The following is a 22,864-nucleotide window of genomic DNA, read 5'->3' as shown; positions in this document are numbered from 1 at the left end:
ATACCGAGACAGGATCACACCATGACAACCGAAAACACCGCAGCGAAGTGTCCTTTCAGCGCGGCCGCAGGCGTCGGCACGACGAACCGTGACTGGTGGCCCCAACAATTGCGTCTGGATCTCCTGCAACAGCATTCGTCCAAATCCAACCCGATGGGCCAGGACTTCAACTACGCCGAAGCGTTCTCTACCCTCGACCTGCCTGCCCTCAAACAAGACCTGACCGCCCTGATGACCGATTCGCAGGACTGGTGGCCGGCCGATTTTGGCCACTACGGCGGCCTGTTCGTGCGCCTGGCCTGGCACAGCGCCGGTACCTACCGCACCGGCGACGGTCGTGGCGGCGCCGGGCGCGGCCAGCAACGTTTCGCACCCCTGAACAGCTGGCCGGACAACGTCAACCTGGACAAGGCGCGCCGCCTGCTGTGGCCGATCAAGCAAAAATACGGCAATAAAATCTCCTGGGCCGACCTGTACATCCTGACCGGCAATGTGGCACTGGAAAGCATGGGTTTTAAAACCTTCGGCTTCGCGGGCGGGCGTGCCGACACCTGGGAACCGGACCAGGACGTGTACTGGGGCCGTGAAAACAAATGGCTGGCCGGCGACGTGCGGTATTCACAGGGCTCGCCCGGCGTCGAGACCGACCACGCTGTCCTGCCGAAAGACGACGACAGCCAGGCGCCGCATACCCGCGACCTGGAAAACCCGCTGGCGGCTGTCCAGATGGGCCTGATCTACGTGAACCCGGAAGGCCCGGACGGCAAGCCCGACCCGCTCGCCTCCGCCATCGATATCCGCGACACCTTCGCCCGTATGGCCATGAACGACGAAGAAACCGTCGCGCTCATCGCCGGCGGCCACACCTTCGGCAAGACCCATGGCGCCGCGTCGGCCGAGCACGTCTCGCACGAACCGGAAGCGGCCGGCATCGAAGCGCAGGGCCTCGGCTGGGCCAACAGCTACGGCACCGGCAAGGGCGGCGACACCATTTCCAGCGGCCTGGAAGTGACCTGGACGTCAACGCCTACGCAGTGGAGCAACAACTACTTCGAGAACCTGTTCGGCTTCGAGTGGGAACTGACGAAAAGCCCGGCCGGCGGCCACCAGTGGGTGGCCAAAGGCGGCGATGGCCTGATTCCCGATGCACACGACCCGTCGAAACGCCATCGTCCGACCATGCTGACCACCGACCTGGCGCTGCGCATGGACCCGGCCTACGCCAAAATCTCGCGCCATTATTTCGAGAACCCGGACCAGTTTGCCGACGCCTTTGCGCGCGCCTGGTTCAAGCTGACCCACCGTGACATGGGCCCGCGTGCGCGCTATCTCGGTCCAGAAGTGCCAGCCGAAATCCTGCTCTGGCAAGACCCGGTGCCTGCCGCCGGGCACGCCCTGATCGACGCGCAGGACGCGGCCGCCTTGAAGGAACGCGTGCTGGCCTCCGGCCTGACGGTGGCGCAACTGGTGTCGACCGCATGGGCCTCGGCCTCGACCTTCCGCGGCTCCGACAAGCGTGGTGGCGCAAACGGCGCGCGCATCCGCCTGGCGCCGCAGAAGGACTGGGCCGTCAACCAGCCGGAACAACTCGCGAGCGTGCTGCAGAAACTCGAAGCGATCGCTGCCGACTTCAATCGCGGCGCCAAACAGGTATCGCTGGCCGACCTGATTGTGTTGGCAGGTAATGCTGGCGTCGAGCAGGCCGCCAAAAAGGCCGGCCACGACATCACCGTGCCGTTCACGCCAGGGCGCACCGATGCAACGCAGAAGCACACCGACGTGCACTCGTTCGAGCCGCTCGAACCGATAGCCGACGGCTTCCGGAATTACCAGAAGACGCGCTACAGCGTGCCGGCCGAGGCGCTGCTGATCGACCGGGCCCAGTTGCTGACCTTGACCGCGCCGGAAATGACGGTGCTGATCGGTGGCTTGCGCGTTCTGGGCGCGAACGTGGGCGACAGCCAGGATGGCGTGCTCACCAAACAGCCGGGCGCGCTCACCAACGACTTCTTCGTCGAACTGCTCGACATGAACACGCAATGGATCCCGGTGTCGACCACAGTCGACCGGTTTGCCGGGCGCGACCGCAAGACCGGCAAGGCGAAATGGACCGCGTCGCGGGTTGACATGATCATCGGCTCGCACGCCCAGCTACGCGCAATTGCCGAGGTGTATGCCAGTGCCGATGCAGTGCCGGCCTTCGTGCGCGACTTCGTGGCGGCCTGGACGAAGGTGATGAATCTGGACCGCTTCGACGTAAAAGCCTGAAATCCGGTAATCTGATGGACCTGTCCGGCGTCGTCGCGATGCCGGACTACCTCACATAACAATATGGAGTAATTTTATGAGCATCGAAAAAGTCCTGTACCGCGCAAAAGCCACCTCGACCGGCGGCCGTGAAGGCACGTCGAAAAGCAGCGATGGCGTGCTCGACCTGAAACTGACGACACCGAAAGAACTCGGCGGCGCCGGCGCGGTCGGTACCAATCCCGAGCAGCTGTTCGCTGCCGGCTACTCGGCCTGCTTCATCGGCGCGCTGAAATTCGTTGCAGGCCAGGCCAAGGTCACGCTGCCAGCGGACCTGAACATCACCGCGGAAGTGGGCATCGGCCAGGTACCGACCGGCTTCTCGATCGAAGTCGACCTGACCGTGAATGGCCCAGGCATGGACCAGGCCCAGCTGCAGGAGCTGGTCGACAAGGCGCACATCGTCTGCCCTTACTCGAACGCCACCAAAGGCAATATCGACGTGCGTCTGAACGTGACCGTATAAGTTTTATGTTTTACCGGTACGGGCCGCGGCCCGTACCTGACTACCCGGCGACCTGCCGGGTTTTTTTTGCCCGACGCTTACGCGGCCAGGCGCACGCGCGACTTTGGGGCAGTCTGTCCCTGGCCGACCTGGAACACACTCACCGCACGCGAGAGCTGCACAGCCTGGGCATCGAGCACCCCCGCCGCGGCGGCTGACTCTTCCACCAGCGCGGCGTTTTGCTGGGTCACCTGGTCCATCTGCATGATGGCCTGGTTGACCTGTTCGATGCCGATGCTCTGTTCGCGCGAGGCCGAGGAAATCTGCGCCATGATGGCGGTCACGTCTTCGACCGATTGCAGCACGTTGCCCATGGTGGCGCCGGCGCGTCCGGCGAAGGTGGTGCCCTCGCGGATGCTGGCGGCCGAGGAATCGATCAGCTTCTTGACGTCGGCCGCCGCACTGGCCGAGCGGTGCGCCAGTTGACGCACTTCGCTGGCCACCACCGCAAAACCGCGGCCCTGCTCGCCGGCGCGTGCCGCTTCCACGGCCGCGTTAAGCGCGAGGATATTGGTCTGGAAAGCGATACCGTCGATCAGGGACACGATCTCGACGATTTTTTGCGACGACGCCTGGATCTGCTCCATGGTGCTGACCAGTGCGCTGACGGTGCCGCTGCCGTCGCGGGCGACGGTCGAGGCCTGCGACGCCAGCTGGCTGCCTTCCAGCGCCGAATCGGCATTCTGTTTAACCGTCGCGGCAAACTGTTCCATGCTGGCGGCGGTCTGTTCCAGGCTGCTGGCCTGGGTCTCGGTGCGGCCCGACAGGTCCATATTGCCATTCGAAATTTCACGCGTGCCCGACTGGATCGCCGTCACGTTCGCGTGCACGTCGCCGATGATCGCGGTCAGGTTGACGTTCATCTGCTGCAGCGCTTGCAGCAGCTGGCCGACGTCGTTCTGGCTGGTGGTTTCGAACTTGCTCGACAGGTCGCCTGCCGCAATGGCCCGGGCCACGGTAATGGCGCGTTGCAGCGGCATCACCACGCTGCCATGCACGCTGGACCACAGCGTCATCAGCACGCCCACTGCCAGCAGCGCGACGCCGATCGCGAAGGTGCTGTTCACGCCGGCCTGCACGGCCGCCACCGCCAGCGCGATGCTGGCCAGCGACACCGTGACCACGGCCAGGCCGACTTTCCGGTCCAGGCTCCAGGCGCCCAGGCGCGCGCTCCAGCCCGCCACGCCGGTTTTCACGACGGCGCCGCGATGCAGGCGGATCCCGCTCGCCTTGCCTTCACGAATCAGGCGGTAGGCCTGCTCGGTGGCGGCAATGGTTGCCGGCGCCACCCGGGTGCGCACCGACATATAGCCGACTACCCGCCCCTGTTCGCGCACCGGCGTCACGTTTGCCCGGATCCAGTAGAAGCCGCCATCCTTGCAGCGGTTCTTGACCAGACCCGTCCACGGCAAGCCTTGCTTGAGGGTGCCCCACATGTCGGCGAATGCGGCGGCCGGCATGTCGGGGTGGCGCAAGATATTCTGCGGTGCACCGATCAGTTCCTCTTCCGTGTAACCGCTGACGTCGATGAAACACGGATTCGCGTAGACGATATTGCCTTGCAAATCCGTCTTGGAGACGATCGATTCGCCTTCCCGGATCACACGTTCGATGTTCGTGACAGGTAAATTAATGCGCATATTCTGCTTTCCCCAAGTAAGACGCGCGACGCGCGATGGAAGTGTCCGTGGAGAAAGTAGTATAGAAGCAAATACGCAAATTTCACGATTGCGTCATATTTTAATTGCATAATCGCAAGAGAATGTTGTGAATTTGCTGAATTTGAACCGAAACTCCACCCCCTTCCACGCAGGGCCGCACGGGAGCGCCCGCCCGACCATGCCAAATGTGGCACGATAAGCTTACAGACCCGGTTTGCAGACCCGGTCGACCCGACAAATCCGTAGTAAATTTTCTTGCGTATTCAATATTCGTGTAGTAAATTTACATTGACGCTACCACCCACTTCTTTTGCGAAGCTTCTCCTATGGCACTTAACGATTTTGACCTTGTTCTTTTTGGCGGCAGCGGTGACCTGTCTATGCGTAAATTGTTGCCGGCTATGTATGCGCGCCACGTCGCGAACGACTTGCCGCCGGGCGCACGCATCATCTGCGTAGGCCGCCACGAATGGACCCGTGAAGAATTCCTGGCGAATGTCGACAAAGATTCCAAGCCCCATATCAAGTCCAAGATCGACGAGCGCTGGGACAGCTTTGCAGAGCGCATTCTGTATGTGTCCCTGAACGCGACCGATGTCAAAACCTATGGCCCGCTGGTCGACACCATGCGCAAGGACGACACGCTCACGCGCGTGTTCTACCTCGCCACGCCGGCGCACCTGTTCGCCAAAATCTGCGACAACCTGAAGGAAGCGGGACTGGTCACGCCGAACTCGCGCGTCGTGCTCGAAAAACCGCTGGGCCGCGACCTGGCCAGCGCCAAGCAGATCAACGCCGAAGTGGGCAAGGTCTTTGCCGAGTCGCAGATCTACCGGATCGACCACTACCTCGGTAAAGAAACCGTGCAGAACCTGCTGGCGCTGCGCTTCGGGAATATCCTGTTCGAGCCGCTTTGGCGCCGGGAATGGATCTCCGACGTACAGATCACCATCGCCGAGAAAATTGGCGTGGGTAACCGCCTCGGCTACTACGACAACTCCGGCGCCCTGCGCGACATGCTGCAGAACCACTTGCTGCAACTGCTGTGCATCGTGGCGATGGAGCCGCCGACCTCGATCGCGCCGGACGCCGTGCGCGACGCCAAGCTGCAAGTACTGCGCTCGCTCAAAAAATTCACCCCGACGACGCTGGCGCAAAACATCGTACGCGGCCAGTACCGTGCCGGCCACGTCGACGGCCAGCCGGTACCGAGCTACCGTGACGAACCGGATGCGCCGCAGCACTCGCACACCGAAACCTTCGTTGCGCTGAAAGCCGAAATCGACACCTGGCGCTGGGCCGGCGTGCCGTTCTACCTGCGTACCGGCAAGCGCATGGCCGACCGCCTGGCCGAAATCGTGGTGCGCTTCAAACCGATCCCGCATTCGATTTTCAACCAGCCAACCTCGAGCTTCCAGCCCAATAGCCTGGTGATTCGTTTGCAACCGGACGAGGGTTTATCGCTGAACCTGATGGCCAAGACGCCGGGCGACAGCATGCGCTTGAAGCAAGCCGAGCTGGAGCTGGACTTCAACGAACAGTTCAAAACGCCGCGCATGGAAGCCTACGAGCGCTTGCTGCTCGACGTGCTGCGCGGCCAGCTGACCCTGTTCATGCGCGGCGACGAGCTGGAAGCTGCGTGGGAATGGGTCGAGCCGATTCTGGATCACTGGGAACAGGCGGACAGCGCACCGGTGCCGTACACGTCCGGCACCTGGGGGCCGGCCTCGTCGTCGGCGCTGATCGGGCGCGACGGGCTGCAGTGGCGTGAAGAAGCGCTCCCTGAAGACTAAGTCAGGAGCGCAAGGAGCCTGGCCTTGCAAGGCCAGGCCGTTTCGCAGGCGCGGTGCTGTGCACCACGAAACTCCCGCTCCACCACTACCTGAAGACTAGCAATGCGTCCTTTCCTGTCAACGTTAAAACCGTCATCCCCGCGCAGGCGGGGACCCATGGCATGCATGCAGCACGACTTCGGTCAGGTGATATGGGTCCCGGCCTTCGCCGGGATGACGGTCTTGATGGTGGTGGATAGAAGGACGTCCCGTGCTGCTTGACTCCATCCGCACCCAGCTCGACTCGCTCTCCAAATCCGAGCGCAAGGTCGCCATCGCCGTGCTGGAAAAGCCATCGGCGACCGTCAGCCAGAACATCACCGCGCTCGCCAGAAGCGCGCAGGTGTCGGAACCCACGGTGGTGCGCTTCTGCCGTACCCTCGGCTACGACGGCTGGCACGAATTCAAGCTGAAACTGGCGCAGGGCCTGGCGCTGGCGCTGCCCGGCGCCAGCGAGCAACCATCGCAAGATGACCTGGCCGCCGACCTGGTGAATAAAATCTGCAGCCGCTCCATCAACACCCTGCTCGACCTGCGCAACAACCTGCACCCTGAAACCATCCAGGCGGCCCTCGACATTCTCGCGCGCGCCAACAAGATCGAGTTTTATGGCCAGGGCACGTCCGGCATCGTCGCCGCCGACGCCCAGCACAAATTTTTCCGCTCGGGTGTACCGACCGTCGCCTACGCCGACCCCAACATCCACAGCATTGCCGCCGCCCTGTTGCGCGCAGGCGACGCGGTGGTTGCCATCTCGCAGCGCGGCAACAGCCCGGCACTGGTGCGGTCGGTGAAACTGGCGCGCCGCGGCGGCGCCGACATCATCGTGCTGGCGCCGTCCGGCACGCCGCTGGCCGACCTGGCCACGGTACTCATCCCGATCGACCTGGTGTTCAATACCGATCCGTACACGCCGATCTCGGCGCGCCTGGCTTACCTGGTCGTCATCGACGTGCTGGCCGTCGGCCTGGCGCTGCAGCGCGGCCCGGAGTTCCGCAAGAAAATGCAGAATGCCCAGAAGGCGCTGCAGGAATTCGACATGCAGTTCGATTCCTTCATCGGCTGAGCGGCCGCAGCGGCTTTTAGGCGGCCAGCAAAGCCTCCAGCGCGGCCTGCTCGATGGGACGGCTGAAATAAAACCCCTGGTATTCGTCGCAGCCCATGGTCGTCAGAATCGCCAGCTGCGCGGCATCTTCCACGCCTTCGGCAACCACCTTCATGCGCAGGCCGCGCGCCAGGTTCATGATGGACATGGCAATCACGGCGCTGTCGTCGTCCTGTCCCAGGTCGCGCACGAAGGCCCGGTCAACCTTCAGGCGCTGGACGGGAAACCTTTTCAGGTAGGCCAGGCTGGAATAGCCGGTACCGAAGTCGTCGATCGACAAGGTGACGCCCAGGTCGCGGATGCGCTGCAGCAGCACATCGACCACATCCTCACGGCTCATCAGCGCCGTCTCCGTGATTTCCAGTTCCAGCATGTCCTTGCCGATGCCATGCCGGCGCATGCAGCCTTCGATCATGTCGAGCAGGTCTTTCTGGTGCAGCTGGCGCGGTGACAGGTTGACCGCCATCGTGCATGGGCGTGCTGACGCGCGCTGCAATTGCGCCAGCACGCGGCAAGCTTCTTCCAGCACCCAGGCACCGATCGACACGATCAAGCCTGAGTGCTCGGCGACCGGGATGAAGTCGGCCGGAGAAACCTCGCCCAGCACCTTATTGGTCCAGCGCAGCAAGGCCTCGACACCCACGATCTGCGAGGCGGCGACCGTGACCTTCGGCTGGAACACCAGCCGCATTTCGCCCCGCGCCAGCGCCTGGCGCAACTCGGCCTCGAGCGCCAGGCGGTAATTCATGTCGACCTGCACATGGCCCGAATAAAACTGGATGGCGTCGTGCGCGCCGTTGTCGCCGGGATGCGAGGCGCTTTGTGCGCTGCGGTACAACTCGTCGGCGCTGCCACCATCCTGCGGGTACACGGCAATGCCAAAAAAAGGGGCCAGGTAAAACTCGCGCCGTTCCAGTGAAACGGGGTGCGACAATGCCTCGAACAAGGTGGTGGCATAGGCGGCAAGATCGATGCCGCGCTCATGCAACGACACCAGAAAGGCGAATTCCGAGCCACGCACCCGCGCCAGCGTGACGCCGGGCCTGAGATGGCCCGCCAAAATGGCGCCCACGGTGGACAGCGCACGATTTCCCGTGCCCTGCCCCAGCAAGTCGATAATTTCATGCAGACGTTCGAGCTGCAGCACGATAATCGCCACCGAATACCCCCCGGCGCCGGCGCGCTCGATGGCCTGTTCGAACCCGCGCCAGAAACTCGGCTGGTTCGGCAAGCCCGTGAGTGCATCGTAATCGGCCAGATAAGCCATGCGTGCGATCAGCCGTGACTGTTCGCGCGCATCGCGGCTGACGCGCCAGGCAAAGTAGACCAGGCCCAGCAAGACCAGCGCATAGAATATGACCGAGATCCAGAGGCGCTCGTACCAGGTTACCATCGCGACATCACGGTTCATCCCGGTGACGATCAACAGCGGAAAACCCTCGACCGCCGCGTAGCCATACAATCTGTCCTGGCCATCGAGCGGGCTGGTACCCTCGAACACGCCGCGCTCGGCCGCCGGCAACACCTTTGTAAACAAGGGTGTGTTGCCAAACGAGCGGCCGATCATGGCGGGAAAGGCCGGGCCGCGGATGAGCAGCAAACCGTCGCGCCGGAACAGCGTCACCGAGCCGCCGCGACCGAGGCTGATGAGCGAATACAGCCGGCCCAGCCTGGTGGAGTCGAGCCGGCCCACGATGGTCCCGATGACGCTGCCATCATCATCGAGCAAGGGCCGTTCGATGCGCATCAGGCTGGTTCCCGTTTTGGGATCGACATCCGTGATCGACAAGCCCGCGCTACCCGGCAGCGGCGCCGCTTGCGCTCTGACATTGGCGCGCGCTGGCACGGAATAGCCGACAAGTTGTCCACGCAGGTCATACAGCACCACATCGATCAGCAAGGGGTCGGGCGCGTCGCGCTCTTGCGCCGGAAAAACGAACGTCAACTTTCGGTCTTCGCGGGCGAGGTACATGCGGTTCACCTGGCGCAGGTTGCGGTTCACTGCCTGGGCGACGGTCGCGGTTTGCGCGGACAGCGCGGTGGCAATATTGAGCAGATTGTTTTTCTGCTGGCGCTGGGTATCCACATAACTGAGGTACAGGATGGCGCCCGTGGCAAGGCCGAGCACGAGGATGATCAAACAGGTGATCAGCCATACCGTGGCCGGCTGGTACGGCGTTGCGTTTCTGTGCTCGACCAAAATTTGCCACCCTCTTGAATCCGGCGCCTGCGCGAGCGCTTCGCAAGCCGCTCTTTTCCCACCGCCTGCAGGTCGATAAATACTAGCACGGCATGCGCGTGCAAGGCCGCGCAGCTGGCGCTCGCCATGCGGACCGGGCGCGCTCTCGAACCCGATGGATCAAGGCAAGGCAGATCGGCTAAAATGGTTTTTTTGCCCACCACACCAGATCCATGCATATCCTGCCCGCAGCCAGTGCCCGTCCCGATTACGCCATGTTAGTCAAGCAAGTGGCCAGCATTCTCGAAGGCGAACGTGACCTGGTCGCCAACGCCTCCCAGTTTTCCGCCTTCGTCTACGACACCATTGCCGACCTGAACTGGGCCGGCTTTTATCTGGCCCGCCCGAACAAGGCTGGCACCGGCGAGGAATTGCTGGTCGGCCCGTTCCAGGGCAAGGTCGCCTGCGCGCGCATTCCGTTCGGACGCGGTGTCTGTGGCGCGGCAGCCTCGACCCGCGCAACCATCCTGGTCCCCGACGTGCACGCGTTCCCCGGCCACATCGCCTGCGATTCAGCCTCGAATGCCGAGATCGTCATTCCGCTGGTCCAGAATGGCAAACTGGTGGGCGTATTTGACATTGACAGCCCTACCCTGGAACGTTTTACACTGGCAGACCAGGCCGGCCTGGAAGCCATGATCGGTGCCTTCCTCGCCGCCACCGACTGCACCTGAATAACCCATCACCGAGACACCTGATGAACCAACTCGAACAACTCAAGCAATTCACCACCGTGGTGGCCGATACCGGCGACTTCCAGTCGATCCAGGCCTACACGCCGCGCGACGCCACCACCAACCCGTCGCTGATTTTGAAAGCGGTCCAGAAAGAAGAATACAAGCCACTGCTGGCCAAGGCCGTGCGCGACAACGCGGGCGCATCGACCGGCGTCGTGATCGACAAATTGCTGATCGCGTTTGGTGTGGAAATTTTGAAAATCATCCCGGGCCGGGTATCGACCGAAATCGACGCCGCCCTGTCGTTCGACACTGCCGCGAATATCGCCAAGGGCCGTGAATTGATCGCGCTGTACGAAGCGGCCGGCATCGCCCGCGAGCGCGTGCTGATCAAGATCGCAGCGACCTGGGAAGGCATCCGCGCCGCCGAAGTCCTGGAACAGGAAGGTATCCACTGCAACCTGACCCTGCTGTTCGCCTTGCCGCAAGCGATCGCCTGTGCCGAAGCGAACGTGAAACTGATTTCCCCCTTCGTCGGCCGCATCTACGACTGGTACAAAAAATCGACCGGCATCGATTACACGGGCGCGCAGGATCCGGGCGTGCTGTCGGTAAAACGCATTTACCAGTACTACCGCAAATTCGGCTATCAGACCGAAGTGATGGGCGCGAGCTTCCGCAATATTGACCAGATCACGGAACTGGCCGGCTGCGATTTGCTGACCATTTCGCCGGACTTGCTGCAGCAGCTGGCCGATAAAGACGCCCCGATCGAGCGCAAGCTCAGTGCCGGTAGCGGCACGCCGGTCGAGCGCGTGAGTATCGACGAAAAAACCTTCCGCTTCATGATGAACGAAGACGCGATGGCCACCGAAAAACTGGCCGAGGGCATCCGCGCCTTCTGCGCCGATGCCGGCAAGCTGAAACAGATCATCTCGGGCATGCGTTAATTCGACGAAAGCACACCATGCAGAAGCACCTGGCCACACTGATTGGATTGTTCCTGTTGGCCAGTTGCAGCAGCGGGCCGGCGGTCGACCGGACGTATACGACACGCGACCAGGACAGTCGCGTGAAGTATCTGGTCCTGCACTACACCGTGTTCGACAACCAGGCATCGCTCAAGGAGTTCACGGGTCAAACCGACGTGCGCGCCAGTATCCACTACCTCGTCACCGACGGTGCGCAACCGAAGATCTACGGCCTGGTCGATGAAAGCCGGAATGCCTGGCATGCCGGCTTGGGCGGCGGCTGGAAGGCCGACCGCGCCATCAACAATACCTCGATCGGTATCGAGATCGTCAACCGCGGCTGGATCGACGGCCCCGGTGGCAAGCAGTGGTTCGCCTTTCCCGACGCGCAAATGGCGGTCCTGCTGCCCCTGATTGCCGACATCGTCAAGCGCCACCATATCGCCCCGGAAAACATCCTCGGCCATAGCGACGTGGCGCCGCAACGCAAGCAGGATCCCGGCGCGCTGTTTCCGTGGCAGCGGCTGGTCGATGCAGGTCTGGTGGCGTGGCCGGATCGCCAGCTAGCCGCCGATAAGGCGCGCGGCTTTGGCGGCCAGCTGCCGGATGCGGCGTGGTTCCAGAAAAAACTGGCGGCAATCGGTTACGTGGTGCCGCAGGACGGGGTGTGGAGCGAGGCCAGCCGGAACGTCCTGATTGCTTACCAGACCAGATACCGGCCGTTGAAGATCGACGGCGAGATGGATGCCGAATCGGCCGGCTTGCTCGATACACCGATGAGCGTGAAGCAACTCACCCCACTCTGATCGCTGCAATCTGCGGCGTAATCAATGCCCGCCCTAATTGTTCCAGATCGAAGGCCTGCGGATCGAACAGCCAGTTGCGGATCAAGCCATCGATGATGACCCACAGGCCCAGCGCCAGCGTGCGCGGGTTGACGTCGGGGCGCACCTGGCCGCGCGCCAGCGCCGAGGCGACCCGGCTTTCGGCCAGCGCCATCCATTCGGCCATGTGCTCGGTGCGGCGCGCCCGCACGGCGTCGAGCTCGTCGACAAATTCCATTTTCAGCACGGCAATTTCAAACACCCGGCGCGCCTGCGGATTGCTCACCGTTTCCGATAAAACGCGCATGCAATACTGGTGTAACTCTGCGAGAGGATCATCGCCATTGGACGCCGTCAATTCGTCCAGCGCAGCGCGCATTGGCAACTTGGCGCGGTCCATCATGGCGTTGAACAGCACCGCCTTATCGTCAAAATGCCAGTAAATCGCACCGCGCGTCACCCCGGCGGCGCTTGCGATATGCTGCAACGTCGTACGGGAGACACCTTGCCGGACAAATAACTGTTCAGCTGCATCCAGGATGCTGTCGCGGGTGGCCGCTGCATCTTCCTTCGTCCTGCGGGCCATCGTTACTCCAAACTTTGATTGCTTGCAACTATAAACATACACTCGTGATAGTATATCCCGAAATTCACAAAAGCCCGCGACGACAGCGCCCCGCCCCAACGGCGGACGGCGCTGATGCTTCGTTATAAACTGAAGGATTTCCCGTAATGCGCTTGTCCAAATCTCCCCTTTCTCTGACAAAAATCGCGGCGGCCAGCATTGCCGTCATCGCCCTGCTGAGCGCTTGTGGCGACAAAAAAGATGCCGCCGGGCCTGGCGCCGGCGCCAAGATGCCCCAGCCTGAAGTGGGCGTGATCACCACCAAGGTCGAGCCGATTGCCCTGGAAACCGAATTGCCAGCGCGCGCCGAAGCGATCCGCGTGGCCCAGGTGCGCGCGCGCGTGAACGGCGTGGTGCTCAAGCGCCTGTTCGAAGAAGGCAGTGAAGTCAAGCAGGGCCAGTCACTGTTCCAGATCGATCCGGAACCGTATCAGGCCCAGTTGAACAGTGCGCAGGCTGAACTCGGCAAAGCCCAGGCCAACCTGGCCCAGCAACAAGCCCAGGCCGACCGCTACAAGCCGCTGGTGGCCGCGAATGCCGTGTCCAAGCAGGAATATGTGAACGTGGTCGCCGCCCAGAAGCAAGGCGAAGCCGACGTGGCCAACGCCAAGGCGCAAGTGCGCATTGCCCAGATCAATTCGGGCTATGCCAGCGTGCAGGCGCCGATTTCCGGGCGCATCGGGCGCGCCCTGGTCACCGAGGGCGCCCTGGTTTCGGCCAGCGAAGCGACCCAACTGGCGCTGATCCAGCAAACCAGCAGCATGTATCTGAACATCACCCAGTCCGCCGCCGAACTGCAAAAATTGCGCAAGAACGCCGGCAGCAAATCGTCCGCCATTCCCGTCACCGTGCTGCTGGACGACGGCACCGAATATGCGCGCAAGGGCAAGCTGCTGTTCTCGGACATGACGGTCGACCCGACCACCGGCCAGGTCAACCTGCGCGCCCAGGTCGAGAACCCGGACAACCAGATCCTGCCGGGCCAGTACGTGCGCGTGCGCCTGTCGCAGGCTGAACTGCCAGCCGGCATCCTGGTCCCGCAACAGGCTGTCACCCGCAGCAACCAGGGCGATACCCTGTCGGTGGTATCCGCCGATGGCAAGATCACCCCGCGCACGATCACCATCGGTTCGCAGAAGGGGTCGAACTGGGTTGTCCTGTCCGGCCTGAAAGAAGGCGAAAACGTGATGGTCGACGGCTTCCAGAAGCTGCAAATGCTGCCGCCAGGCACGCCCGTAAAACCGGTGCAGTGGACTCCGCCGGCCGCCGCCGCGCCGGCCGCCGTCGCAGCCGCCGCGCCAGCTGCCAATAAATAACACCACCAGGATTCATACATGGCACGTTTCTTCATTGACCGCCCAGTTTTTGCATGGGTGATCGCGCTGTTCATCATGGTGATGGGCGCGGTCGCCATCACCCAGCTGCCGATCGCCCAATACCCGACGGTGGCGCCACCGTCGATCATCGTCACCGCCGCCTACCCGGGCGCATCGGCCCAGACCCTGGAAGACTCGGTCATTTCCGTCATCGAACGTGAAATGAACGGCTCGCCCGGCCTGATCTACATGGAATCGACCAGCCAGGCCAACGGCACCGGCACGATCACCCTGTCCTACGACACCAATACGAATGCCGATCTGGCCCAGGTGGACGTGCAGAACCGCCTGTCGCGCGCCACCCCGCGCCTGCCGTCAGCCGTGGTCCAGCAAGGCGTGCGCGTGGACAAATCGCGCGCCAACTTCCTGCTGTTCACGATTTTGTCGTCGACCGATCCGAAGTGGGACCCGATCGCGTTGGGCGACTACGCCTCGCGCACCGTGCTGCCGGAACTGCAACGTATCAAGGGTATCGGTACCGCCCAGCTGTTCGGTACCGAGAAAGCCATGCGCATCTGGATCGACCCGGCCAAGCTGGTCGGTTTGCGCCTGTCGCCGGCCGACGTCAACACGGCGATCTCGCAACAGAATGCCCAGGTCGCCTCCGGCACCATCGGCGACCTGCCGCTGGCCGCCGGCCAGGAAATTACCGCCACCGTGGTTGTTACCGGCCAGCTGAGCACGGTCGAACAGTTCGGCAACATCGTGCTGCGCGCCAATTCTGACGGCTCGACCGTGCGCCTGAAAGACGTCGCCCGCATCGAACTGGGCGGCCAGAGCTACGCCACCTCGGCGCGCCTGAACGGCAAGCCATCGACCGGTATCGGGCTGCAGCTGGCCCCGTCCGGCAACGCGCTCGAATCGGCCAGGCTGGTCAAGGAACGCATGCAGGAATTGTCGAAATACTTCCCGGCTGGTATGAAGTACACGATCCCGTTCGACAGCTCGAAGTTCGTCTCGATCTCCATCAAGCAAGTGGTGGAAACGCTGATCGAAGCGATCATCCTGGTGTTCATCGTGATGTACATCTTCCTGCAAAACTTCCGCTACACCATCATCCCGACCATCGTCGTGCCGATCGCCCTGCTCGGTTCGCTGGCCACGCTGCTGGCGCTGGGCTTCTCGATCAATGTGCTGACCATGTTCGGCATGGTGCTGGTGATCGGTATCGTCGTCGATGATGCGATCGTGGTGGTGGAAAACGTCGAGCGCATCATGTCCGAAGAAGGCTTGCCGCCGCTGGAAGCGACCCGCAAAGCGATGGGCCAGATTTCTGGCGCGATCATCGGCGTGACCGTGGTGCTGATGTCGGTGTTCGTGCCGCTGGCCTTCTTCGCCGGCTCGGTCGGCAATATTTACCGCCAGTTCTCGGCCGTCATGGTGTCGTCGATCTTCTTCTCGGCCTTCATGGCCCTGTCGCTCACGCCGGCCCTGTGCGCGCACTTCCTGAAACCGGTGGAAAAAGGTTCGCACCACGCCAAGGGCGGTTTCTTCGGCTGGTTCAACCGCGGCTTTTCGAAAACCGCCACGCGCTACGAAGGTTTTGTCGGCAAGACGCTGCGCCATACCGGCCGCGCGCTGATCGCGTTCGTCCTCGTGCTCGGCATGGTCGGCCTGATGTTCACCCGCTTGCCGAACTCGTTCGTGCCGAACGAAGACCAGGGTTACATCATCGCCAATATCCAGTTGCCGCCAGGCGCGACTGCCGCCCGCACCGACGCCATCCTGAAACAGGCCGAAGCCTTCATCCTGAAACAGCCTGAAGTGGCCGACCTGGTCGCCATCACCGGCTTCTCGTTTTCGGGTCAGGGTCAGAACATGGGCCTCGCCTTCATCCCGCTGAAAGACTGGGACGAGCGCAAGGGCGCCGGCCACAGCGCCACCGACCTGGCCGGCCGCATCACCGGCAAGCTGATGGGCTTGCGCGATGCCTTCATCTTCGCGCTGTCGCCGCCGCCGATTCCGGAGCTGGGCCGCGGTACCGGCTTCTCGTTCCGCCTGCAGGACCGCAGCGGTAAAGGCCACGACGCCCTGCTGGCCGCCCGCAACCAGCTGCTCGGCATGGCCTCGCAAAGCAAGGTGCTGACCGGCATGCGTCCGGAAGGCCTGGAAGATGCGCCGCAGGTGCAGCTCGACATCGACCGCGACAAGGCGCAAGCCCTGGGCGTGACGTTCAACGCCATCAACACGGCCATTTCGACCTCGCTCGGCTCAAGCTACGTCAATGACTTCCCGAACGGCGGCCGCCTGCAGCGCGTGATCGTGCAGGCCGATGCGAATGCCCGCATGCAGCCGGACGACTTGCTGCGCCTGAACGCCATGAACAACCAGGGCAATCCGGTACCGCTGTCGGCGTTTGCCAAAACACGCTGGGTGACCGGCCCGATGCAGACCACGCGCTACAACGGCTACCCGGCCATGAACCTGACCGGCGACGCCGCGCCGGGCCGTTCGTCCGGCGATGCACTGGCCGAAATGGAAATGCTGGCGGCCAAACTGCCGGCCGGTTTCGGCTTCGAATGGACCGGCCAGTCGCGCGAAGAAAAACTGTCGGGCTCGACCGTGTTCATCCTGCTCGGCTTCTCGCTGCTGGCAGTGTTCCTGTCGCTCGCCGCGCTGTACGAGAGCTGGTCGATTCCGGTGTCGGTGCTGCTGGTGGTGCCGCTCGGCGTGCTGGGCGCACTGGCGGCAGCATCGCTGCGCGGCTTCCCGAACGACATTTACTTTAAAGTCGGCCTGATTACCATCATCGGCCTGGGCGCCAAGAATGCCGTGCTGATCATCGAGTTCGCCAAGGAGCTCCAGGAACAAGGGTACTCGGCAGTCGATGCGGCCATCAAAGCCTGCCATTTGCGCTTCCGCCCAATTTTGATGACCTCACTGGCATTCATCCTGGGCGTGCTGCCACTGGTGATTGCCGGCGGCGCCGGCGCGGCCAGCCAGCGTGCCATCGGCACCGGCGTGATGGGCGGCATGATCACGGCCACCGCACTCGGTGTAATCTTCATCCCTGTGTTCTACGTGGTCGTTCGCAAAGTATTCGGCAGCAAAGACGCAGAGCACAAGCATGACGCGCAGATCGCACATCCAGCCCCGCAAGAGGAAAAGATTTAAATGAAAAACATCAAGAAGATTGTGACACCACTGGCTCTGGCCATGGTTTTGACCGGTTGCATGTCGCTGGCGCCGAAGTACGAGCGTCCGGCCGCCCCTGTCGCCGCCGGCTTTCCGGTAGCGCCGACGCCGGACGGCGCGGCGCCGGTCAGCGCCGCCACCAACGAAGCGGCGTCCAGCATCGCCTGGCAGCGTTTCTTTGCCGACCAGCGCCTGCAACAACTCATTGCACTGGCGCTGGAAAACAACCGCGACTTGCGCGTGGCGGTCCTGAACATCGAGCAGGCCCGTGCGACCTACCGCATCCGTCGCGCCGATTTGCTGCCGACGGTGGGCGTCGGCGCCACCGGCCAGGTCCAGCCGGGTGCGGATGCCTACCAGGCGGGCGTGCAGATCAGTTCGTTCGAGCTGGATTTCTTCGGTCGCGTGCGCTCGCTGTCGAACGCAGCCCAGGCGCAGTTCTTTGCCACCGAGGAAGCGCGCAAGACCACGCAGATCAGTCTGATTGCGCAGGTTGCCGTTACGTATTTGGCCTACCAGGCCGATGAAGAGCTGCTGGCGCTGACCCGCCAGACGCTCAAAACGCGCGAAGATTCGCAAGGTTTGACGCAGCTGAAGTACGACAACGGCATCGTTTCCAAGCTGGACCTGGACCAGAGCCTGTCGCTGGTAGAACAGGCGCGTGTCGTGCTGGCCCAGCAACTGCGCCAGCGTGCCCAGGACGCCAACGCCCTGACCTTGCTGGTGGGCGGCCCGATTCCGGACACCCTGCCACAAGGCGTGCCGCTGGCCGAAACCAGGCTGGCCGAACTGCCGCCCGGTCTGCCATCGGACCTGCTGGCCGTGCGTCCGGATGTGCGCTCGGCCGAGCAACAGCTGATTGCCGCCAACGCGAATATCGGCGCAGCCCGCGCCAATTTCTTCCCGAACATTTCGCTGACCGGCTCGGGCGGCAGCGCCAGCACGGAACTGAACGGCCTGTTCAAGGGCGGCTCGTTCGGCTTCACGTTCGCGCCGCGGATCTTCCTGCCGATCTTCGACTATGGCCGTAACAAGGCCAACCTGGACAGCGCCAAAGCCGGGCGTGAGATTGCCGTGGCCCAGTATGAGAAGAGCATCCAGACCGCGTTCCGCGAAGTGGCCGATGCACTCGCCGGCCAGTCGACCTACACCGAACAGCTGCGCGCCCAGACCGCCGTGGCCAGGTCGGAATCGGACCGCTTCGGCCTGTCCGACCTGCGCTACCGGAATGGCGCGGCCAGCTATCTCGATTTGCTCGACGCCCAGCGCTCGCTGTTCGACGCGCAGCGCGCCTCGGTCGAAGCGAACTTGCTGCGCCTGCAAAATCAGGTCACCTTGTACCGCGTCCTGGGCGGCGGCTGGACCGTGCCGGCCACCGCCACCACGGCCGCGAATGCCGCCACGACGACCAATCCAAGCCGCCAGTAAGCAATCAGCCGCACCGGAAGCCGGTCCCGCCAACATGGGGGCCGGCTTTTTTACGCCCGTATGACATGGTTTTTTGACAGCGTGCGAGATTACAACACGTGGTTCATTCGCCATTTCCTTTCGGCTTCAAGGGGTCCATACTTTCCTGACGGAACTTTATTGTATGGACGGGGACAAGGCATGGCGCTCAAAAATTTACGCATCGGCTCACGCCTGGGAATCGGTTTCGCAGCCATTTTGGTGCTGTCGCTGGCCGGCACCGCGTTCGCGCTGTACACATCGCGCAGCAGTGCCGAAGCGACCCAGAAGTTGCTGGAGCAGCCGCTGGCCAAGGAACGGCTGGTGTCCGACTGGTACGTGCTGACCTACTCGGCGATCGCGCGCACGTCGCTGATCGCGCGCAGCAGTGACGCGACCCTGTCGACGGTGTTCGCAAAACCGATCGCCGACAGCGTGACCGACACCACTGCGATCCTGAAGAAGGTCGAAGTGCTCCTGAGCACGCCGGAGGAAAAAGAGACCCTGCAAAGCATTCTGGTGTTGCGCAAGAAGTACCAGGATGCCAAGGTACAGGTGATGAATGCACGCAAGGCCGGTGACGCGGCGACGGCCGAAAAAGCCTACACGGAAGGGTTCGACCCGGCCGCCAAAGCCTACGGATCGAAAGTACTGAGCCTGCTGCAAATCCAGCGTCAGACCATCGACGACACCGGCCACGCGATTGCAGCCGCAGATGCGCGCAGCACCAAACTGGTCGCACTTCTCAGCGTGCTGGCCGCAGCCCTGGGCACGTTCGGCGCCTGGCTGATCACCCGCTCGATCACGGCGCCGCTGTCGGCCGCCGTGGGGGTCGCCGAAACAGTCGCCTCGGGCGACCTGGGCACCCGGTTTGCCGGCTATCCACGTGACGAAGTGGGCGACCTGATGCGCGCCCTGCAATCCATGAACAGTTCGCTGTCGACCGTGGTGTCGGAAGTGCAGGAAGGCACCAGCGCCATTTCCACTGTCTCCGCTGAGATCGCCGCCGGCAACCTCGACCTGTCCGGTCGCACCGAGCAGCAAGCCAGTGCACTGGAACAAACCGCTGCCTCGATGGAAGAACTGACCTCCACCGTGCGCCAGAACGCCGACAACGCCGCGCAGGCCAACAGCCTGGCGCAGGCCGCGTCGGAAGTGGCCGTACGCGGCGGCGCCATTGTCGGACGCGTGGTCGACACCATGGGTTCGATCGACGCGTCGGCGCGCAAGATTGTCGACATCATCGGCGTGATCGACGGCATTGCGTTCCAGACCAATATCCTGGCCCTGAACGCGGCCGTGGAAGCGGCGCGCGCGGGTGAACAGGGACGCGGCTTCGCGGTCGTTGCCTCGGAAGTGCGCAACCTGGCGCAGCGCTCGGCCGGCGCAGCCAAGGAAATCAAGGCCCTGATCGGCGACTCGATGACTCAGGTAAATAACGGTACCGCCCTGGTGCAGCAGGCCGGCACCACCATGGGTGACGTGGTCTCGAGCGTGGCCCGGGTAACCGACATGATGTCGGAAATTACCAGCGCCAGTAACGAGCAGCGCATCGGCATCGACCAGGTCAACCAGGCCATTGCACAGATGGACCAGGTGACCCAGCAAAATGCGGCGCTGGTCGAAGAATCGGCAGCGGCGGCGGCCAGCATGCAGGAACAGGCGGCGCGGCTGGCAGGAGTGGCCGCGGGATTCAGATTGGGCGCGCTGGCCGCGCCGGCACGCCCGCACCTTGGCGCCGGCCCGGCCACGCGCCAGCGCGCCGCTTTGACCATGTAAGATTTTCCTTTTGCGTACGGCGCCATGCCGTCACCGCGTCGGCCACCCTGCGAGAGAGCGCAGGGTGGCCGTTTTTTTGTGCCGAAGATGCACCGCTGCTGTCGCCAGTTTGATGCATTACGGATACAAATTTTCTGAACGAAATTGCCAGCGGCCTAAAAAAGGCCTATTTTGATTTATCTATTTTGAATTTTGATCGGAGAGACGATGAAGCTGCTGAGCGACACCCGGATCGGCATTCGCCTGGCGCTGGGCTTTGCCATCGTGCTCGTGCTGTGCCTGTGTGCGACCGGAACGGCCCTCTACAGCGCACGCACGAATGCGCTGGCGACCCATGAAATGATGAGTCTGCCATTATCGAAGGAACGCATCGTCTCGGAATGGAACACCCGCACCGATACCGCGGTGGCGCGCACCTCGATGATTGCACGTACGTCCGATGCCACCCTGGCCGGCCTGTTCGCCAAACCGATGGCCGAGTCGGTGGCGCGCACCAGCGAGGCCCTGAAACAGATCGAGCCCATGCTCAGATCGGAAGAAGAGAAGGCGCTCTTCAAGCAAGTCATCGACCTGCGCAAGGTCTACCAGGATGCCAAGGTCGTGGTGATGGATGTGCGCAAGGCCGGCGACAATGCCGGCGCCGAACGGGCCTACGTGGAGAAATTCGAACCTGCCGCGCAAGTCTATCGCGGCGCCGTCTACAAACTGCTCGACCTGCAGCGCAAGGCGATCGACGACACCGCCATCCGCATCGACGCGGCGCACCAGCAGAGCACACGCCTGGTGATCGTGCTCAGCGTCCTGGCCGCCGCCCTCAGCGCAATCTGCGCCTGGCTTATTTCACGCTCGATCACGCGGCCGCTGGTGGCCGCGGTGGGCATTGCAGAAACCGTGGCCAGCGGCGACCTGAGTACCGATTTCCATCGCTATCCGCAGGACGAAGTCGGCAAGCTGATGCGTGCGCTGCAGGCCATGAACGGTTCCCTGTCGACCGTGGTGTCGGAAGTCCAGCAAGGCACGACCGCCATCTCCACCGCCTCGAGCGAAATTGCTGCGGGCAACCTGGACCTGTCGTCGCGCACCGAACACCAGGCCAGTTCGCTCGAAGAAACGGCCGCCTCGATGGAAGAACTGACCTCCACCGTGCGCCAGAATGCCGACAACGCGCACCAGGCCAACACCCTGGCCGTGACCGCATCGGAAGTGGCCATGCGCGGCGGCGCCATCGTCGGGCGCGTGGTCGATACCATGCGCTCGATCGATACATCGGCGCGCAAGATCGTCGACATCATCGGCGTGATCGACGGCATCGCTTTCCAGACCAATATCCTGGCCTTGAATGCGGCCGTGGAAGCGGCACGGGCCGGCGAGCAAGGCCGCGGCTTCGCGGTCGTCGCCTCGGAGGTGCGCAACCTGGCTCAGCGTTCGGCCGGCGCGGCAAAAGAAATCAAGACCCTGATCGGCGACTCGATGACGCAGGTAAATGCCGGCACGGCCCTGGTGCAGCAGGCCGGGATCACAATGGACGACGTGGTGGCCAGCGTGGCGCGCGTCACGGACATGATGTCGGAAATTACCAGCGCCAGCCAGGAACAGCGCATCGGGATCGACCAGGTCAACGAAGCGATTGCGCAGATGGACCAGGTGACGCAGCAAAATGCGGCGCTGGTCGAACAAGCGGCGGCAGCGGCGGCCAGCATGCAGGAGCAGGCGGCGCGCCTGGCGCAGGCGGCCGCCGGGTTCAGGCTGGGTGGGCAGGCAGCGCAGGCGCGGCCGCAGCTTGCAGCGCGCAAGTCGCCGGCGTTGACGATGTAAGGTTTTTTCTGTTGCGGCAGCGGCAGGCTGCGCGCACATCGGCCCCCTTGCGAGAGAGCGTGAGGGGGCCGATTTTTTGGCGCTGTACTCGTTAAATATTGAAGAGTGAACGAATTTCTCCGGCTGAGGTCCAACCTCGACCACGCATCGCCGGAGAATCGCCATGGACGCTTGCAGGTTCGACACCTTCCTCAGCCAGATTGCCCAGTTATCGCGCCACCAGTGCGCGCAGCTGCTGTCGGTTCTAAAAAATGCCGTTGACAAGGCCCGCGCTACCGACATCGTCGAGGCAGCCGTTGCGGACAAATTGTGCTGCCCTCGTTGCCAGAGCCGGATCCTGTATCGCCACGGCCAGGTCAACGACATGCAGCGCTACCAATGCCGGGCCTGTGGCCGCACGTTCAACGCGCTGACCGGCACGCCGTTGGCGCGCCTGCGCCACAAATCGAAGTGGCTCGATTACCTCGATTGCATGCTCGATTCGCGCACCGTACGCAAGGCAGCGGCCCGGCTCGACGTGGCCAAGAACACCAGCATGCGCTGGCGACACCGTTTTCTGGCCGTGAC

Annotated in this window: 16 protein-coding genes; 13 read left to right on the top strand and 3 right to left on the bottom strand. The window is 63.0% G+C overall.

Annotated elements, in window-relative coordinates:
• Window positions 1-21 precede the first annotated feature (21 nt).
• Both katG and V6M87_RS00075 read left to right on the top strand, forming a co-directional pair.
• The gene (gene katG / locus V6M87_RS00080) at window positions 22-2,268 is read left to right on the top strand and encodes a catalase/peroxidase HPI (RefSeq protein ID WP_332847683.1); all 2,247 of its coding nucleotides are present in this window, start codon (window positions 22-24) and stop codon (window positions 2,266-2,268) included.
• Between the two features lie 76 nt (window positions 2,269-2,344).
• A complete protein-coding gene (locus tag V6M87_RS00075) occupies window positions 2,345-2,773 on the top strand; it encodes an organic hydroperoxide resistance protein (RefSeq protein ID WP_332847682.1) in 429 nt (142 codons plus the stop codon).
• 77 nt (window positions 2,774-2,850) lie between these two features.
• Here the strand turns inward: V6M87_RS00075 and V6M87_RS00070 are convergent, their stop codons facing one another.
• Window positions 2,851-4,452: a methyl-accepting chemotaxis protein gene (locus V6M87_RS00070; protein WP_332847681.1), complete on the bottom strand. Its 1,602-nt coding sequence runs from the start codon at window positions 4,450-4,452 to the stop codon at window positions 2,851-2,853.
• A gap of 347 nt (window positions 4,453-4,799) precedes the next feature.
• Between V6M87_RS00070 and zwf the strand changes: the two genes are divergently transcribed.
• Both zwf and V6M87_RS00060 read left to right on the top strand, forming a co-directional pair.
• Window positions 4,800-6,266, top strand: a complete 1,467-nt coding sequence (zwf, locus tag V6M87_RS00065) for a glucose-6-phosphate dehydrogenase (protein WP_332847680.1) — start codon at window positions 4,800-4,802, stop codon at window positions 6,264-6,266.
• A 250-nt stretch (window positions 6,267-6,516) separates the two neighbouring features.
• Window positions 6,517-7,371 (top strand): SIS domain-containing protein, encoded by an 855-nt coding sequence (locus V6M87_RS00060; RefSeq protein ID WP_332847679.1) that lies wholly within the window; start codon window positions 6,517-6,519, stop codon window positions 7,369-7,371.
• Between the two features lie 16 nt (window positions 7,372-7,387).
• On the opposite strand, the gene V6M87_RS00055 is transcribed toward V6M87_RS00060, so the two are convergent.
• A complete protein-coding gene (locus V6M87_RS00055) occupies window positions 7,388-9,610 on the bottom strand; it encodes a putative bifunctional diguanylate cyclase/phosphodiesterase (protein ID WP_332847678.1) in 2,223 nt (740 codons plus the stop codon).
• A 212-nt stretch (window positions 9,611-9,822) separates the two neighbouring features.
• Between V6M87_RS00055 and V6M87_RS00050 the strand changes: the two genes are divergently transcribed.
• Genes V6M87_RS00050 through V6M87_RS00040 form a run of 3 tightly spaced genes read left to right on the top strand, consistent with a single transcriptional unit; the run spans window position 9,823 to window position 12,103 of the window.
• Window positions 9,823-10,323, top strand: a complete 501-nt coding sequence (locus V6M87_RS00050; RefSeq protein ID WP_332847677.1) for a GAF domain-containing protein — start codon at window positions 9,823-9,825, stop codon at window positions 10,321-10,323.
• A 23-nt stretch (window positions 10,324-10,346) separates the two neighbouring features.
• Window positions 10,347-11,276, top strand: coding sequence for a transaldolase (gene tal, locus V6M87_RS00045; protein ID WP_332847676.1), 930 nt, complete (start codon window positions 10,347-10,349; stop codon window positions 11,274-11,276).
• A 17-nt stretch (window positions 11,277-11,293) separates the two neighbouring features.
• Entirely contained in the window at window positions 11,294-12,103 is an 810-nt protein-coding gene (locus V6M87_RS00040; RefSeq protein WP_332847675.1) for an N-acetylmuramoyl-L-alanine amidase, read from the top strand.
• Here V6M87_RS00040 and V6M87_RS00035 read toward each other — a convergent pair.
• Window positions 12,090-12,707, bottom strand: a complete 618-nt coding sequence (locus tag V6M87_RS00035; protein WP_332847674.1) for a TetR family transcriptional regulator — start codon at window positions 12,705-12,707, stop codon at window positions 12,090-12,092. The genes V6M87_RS00040 and V6M87_RS00035 overlap by 14 nt on opposite strands.
• Before the next feature lie 146 nt (window positions 12,708-12,853).
• Here V6M87_RS00035 and V6M87_RS00030 point away from each other — a divergent pair, with 146 nt between their 5' ends.
• The 6 genes from V6M87_RS00030 to V6M87_RS00005 all read left to right on the top strand — a co-directional run.
• Complete coding sequence (locus V6M87_RS00030) at window positions 12,854-14,062, top strand: efflux RND transporter periplasmic adaptor subunit (protein ID WP_332847673.1); 1,209 nt, start codon at window positions 12,854-12,856, stop codon at window positions 14,060-14,062.
• An 18-nt stretch (window positions 14,063-14,080) separates the two neighbouring features.
• On the top strand, window positions 14,081-17,236 hold the full coding sequence (locus V6M87_RS00025; protein ID WP_332847672.1) for an efflux RND transporter permease subunit: 3,156 nt from the start codon (window positions 14,081-14,083) through the stop codon (window positions 17,234-17,236).
• Window positions 17,237-18,685, top strand: coding sequence for an efflux transporter outer membrane subunit (locus V6M87_RS00020; protein WP_332847671.1), 1,449 nt, complete (start codon window positions 17,237-17,239; stop codon window positions 18,683-18,685).
• Window positions 18,686-18,865: 180 nt separating this feature from the next.
• Window positions 18,866-20,482, top strand: a complete 1,617-nt coding sequence (locus V6M87_RS00015) for a methyl-accepting chemotaxis protein (RefSeq protein ID WP_332847670.1) — start codon at window positions 18,866-18,868, stop codon at window positions 20,480-20,482.
• A 207-nt stretch (window positions 20,483-20,689) separates the two neighbouring features.
• Window positions 20,690-22,297, top strand: a complete 1,608-nt coding sequence (locus tag V6M87_RS00010) for a methyl-accepting chemotaxis protein (RefSeq protein WP_332847669.1) — start codon at window positions 20,690-20,692, stop codon at window positions 22,295-22,297.
• Window positions 22,298-22,460: 163 nt separating this feature from the next.
• Window positions 22,461-22,864, top strand: a 404-nt coding sequence (locus tag V6M87_RS00005; protein ID WP_332847668.1) for an IS1/IS1595 family N-terminal zinc-binding domain-containing protein, incomplete at its 3' end; no start/stop codon positions are given.

This window comes from Massilia sp. S19_KUP03_FR1, assembly GCF_036688685.1.
Classification (GTDB): domain Bacteria; phylum Pseudomonadota; class Gammaproteobacteria; order Burkholderiales; family Burkholderiaceae_D; genus JALYUM01.
This window is presented reverse-complemented; position numbering and strand designations above follow the sequence as displayed.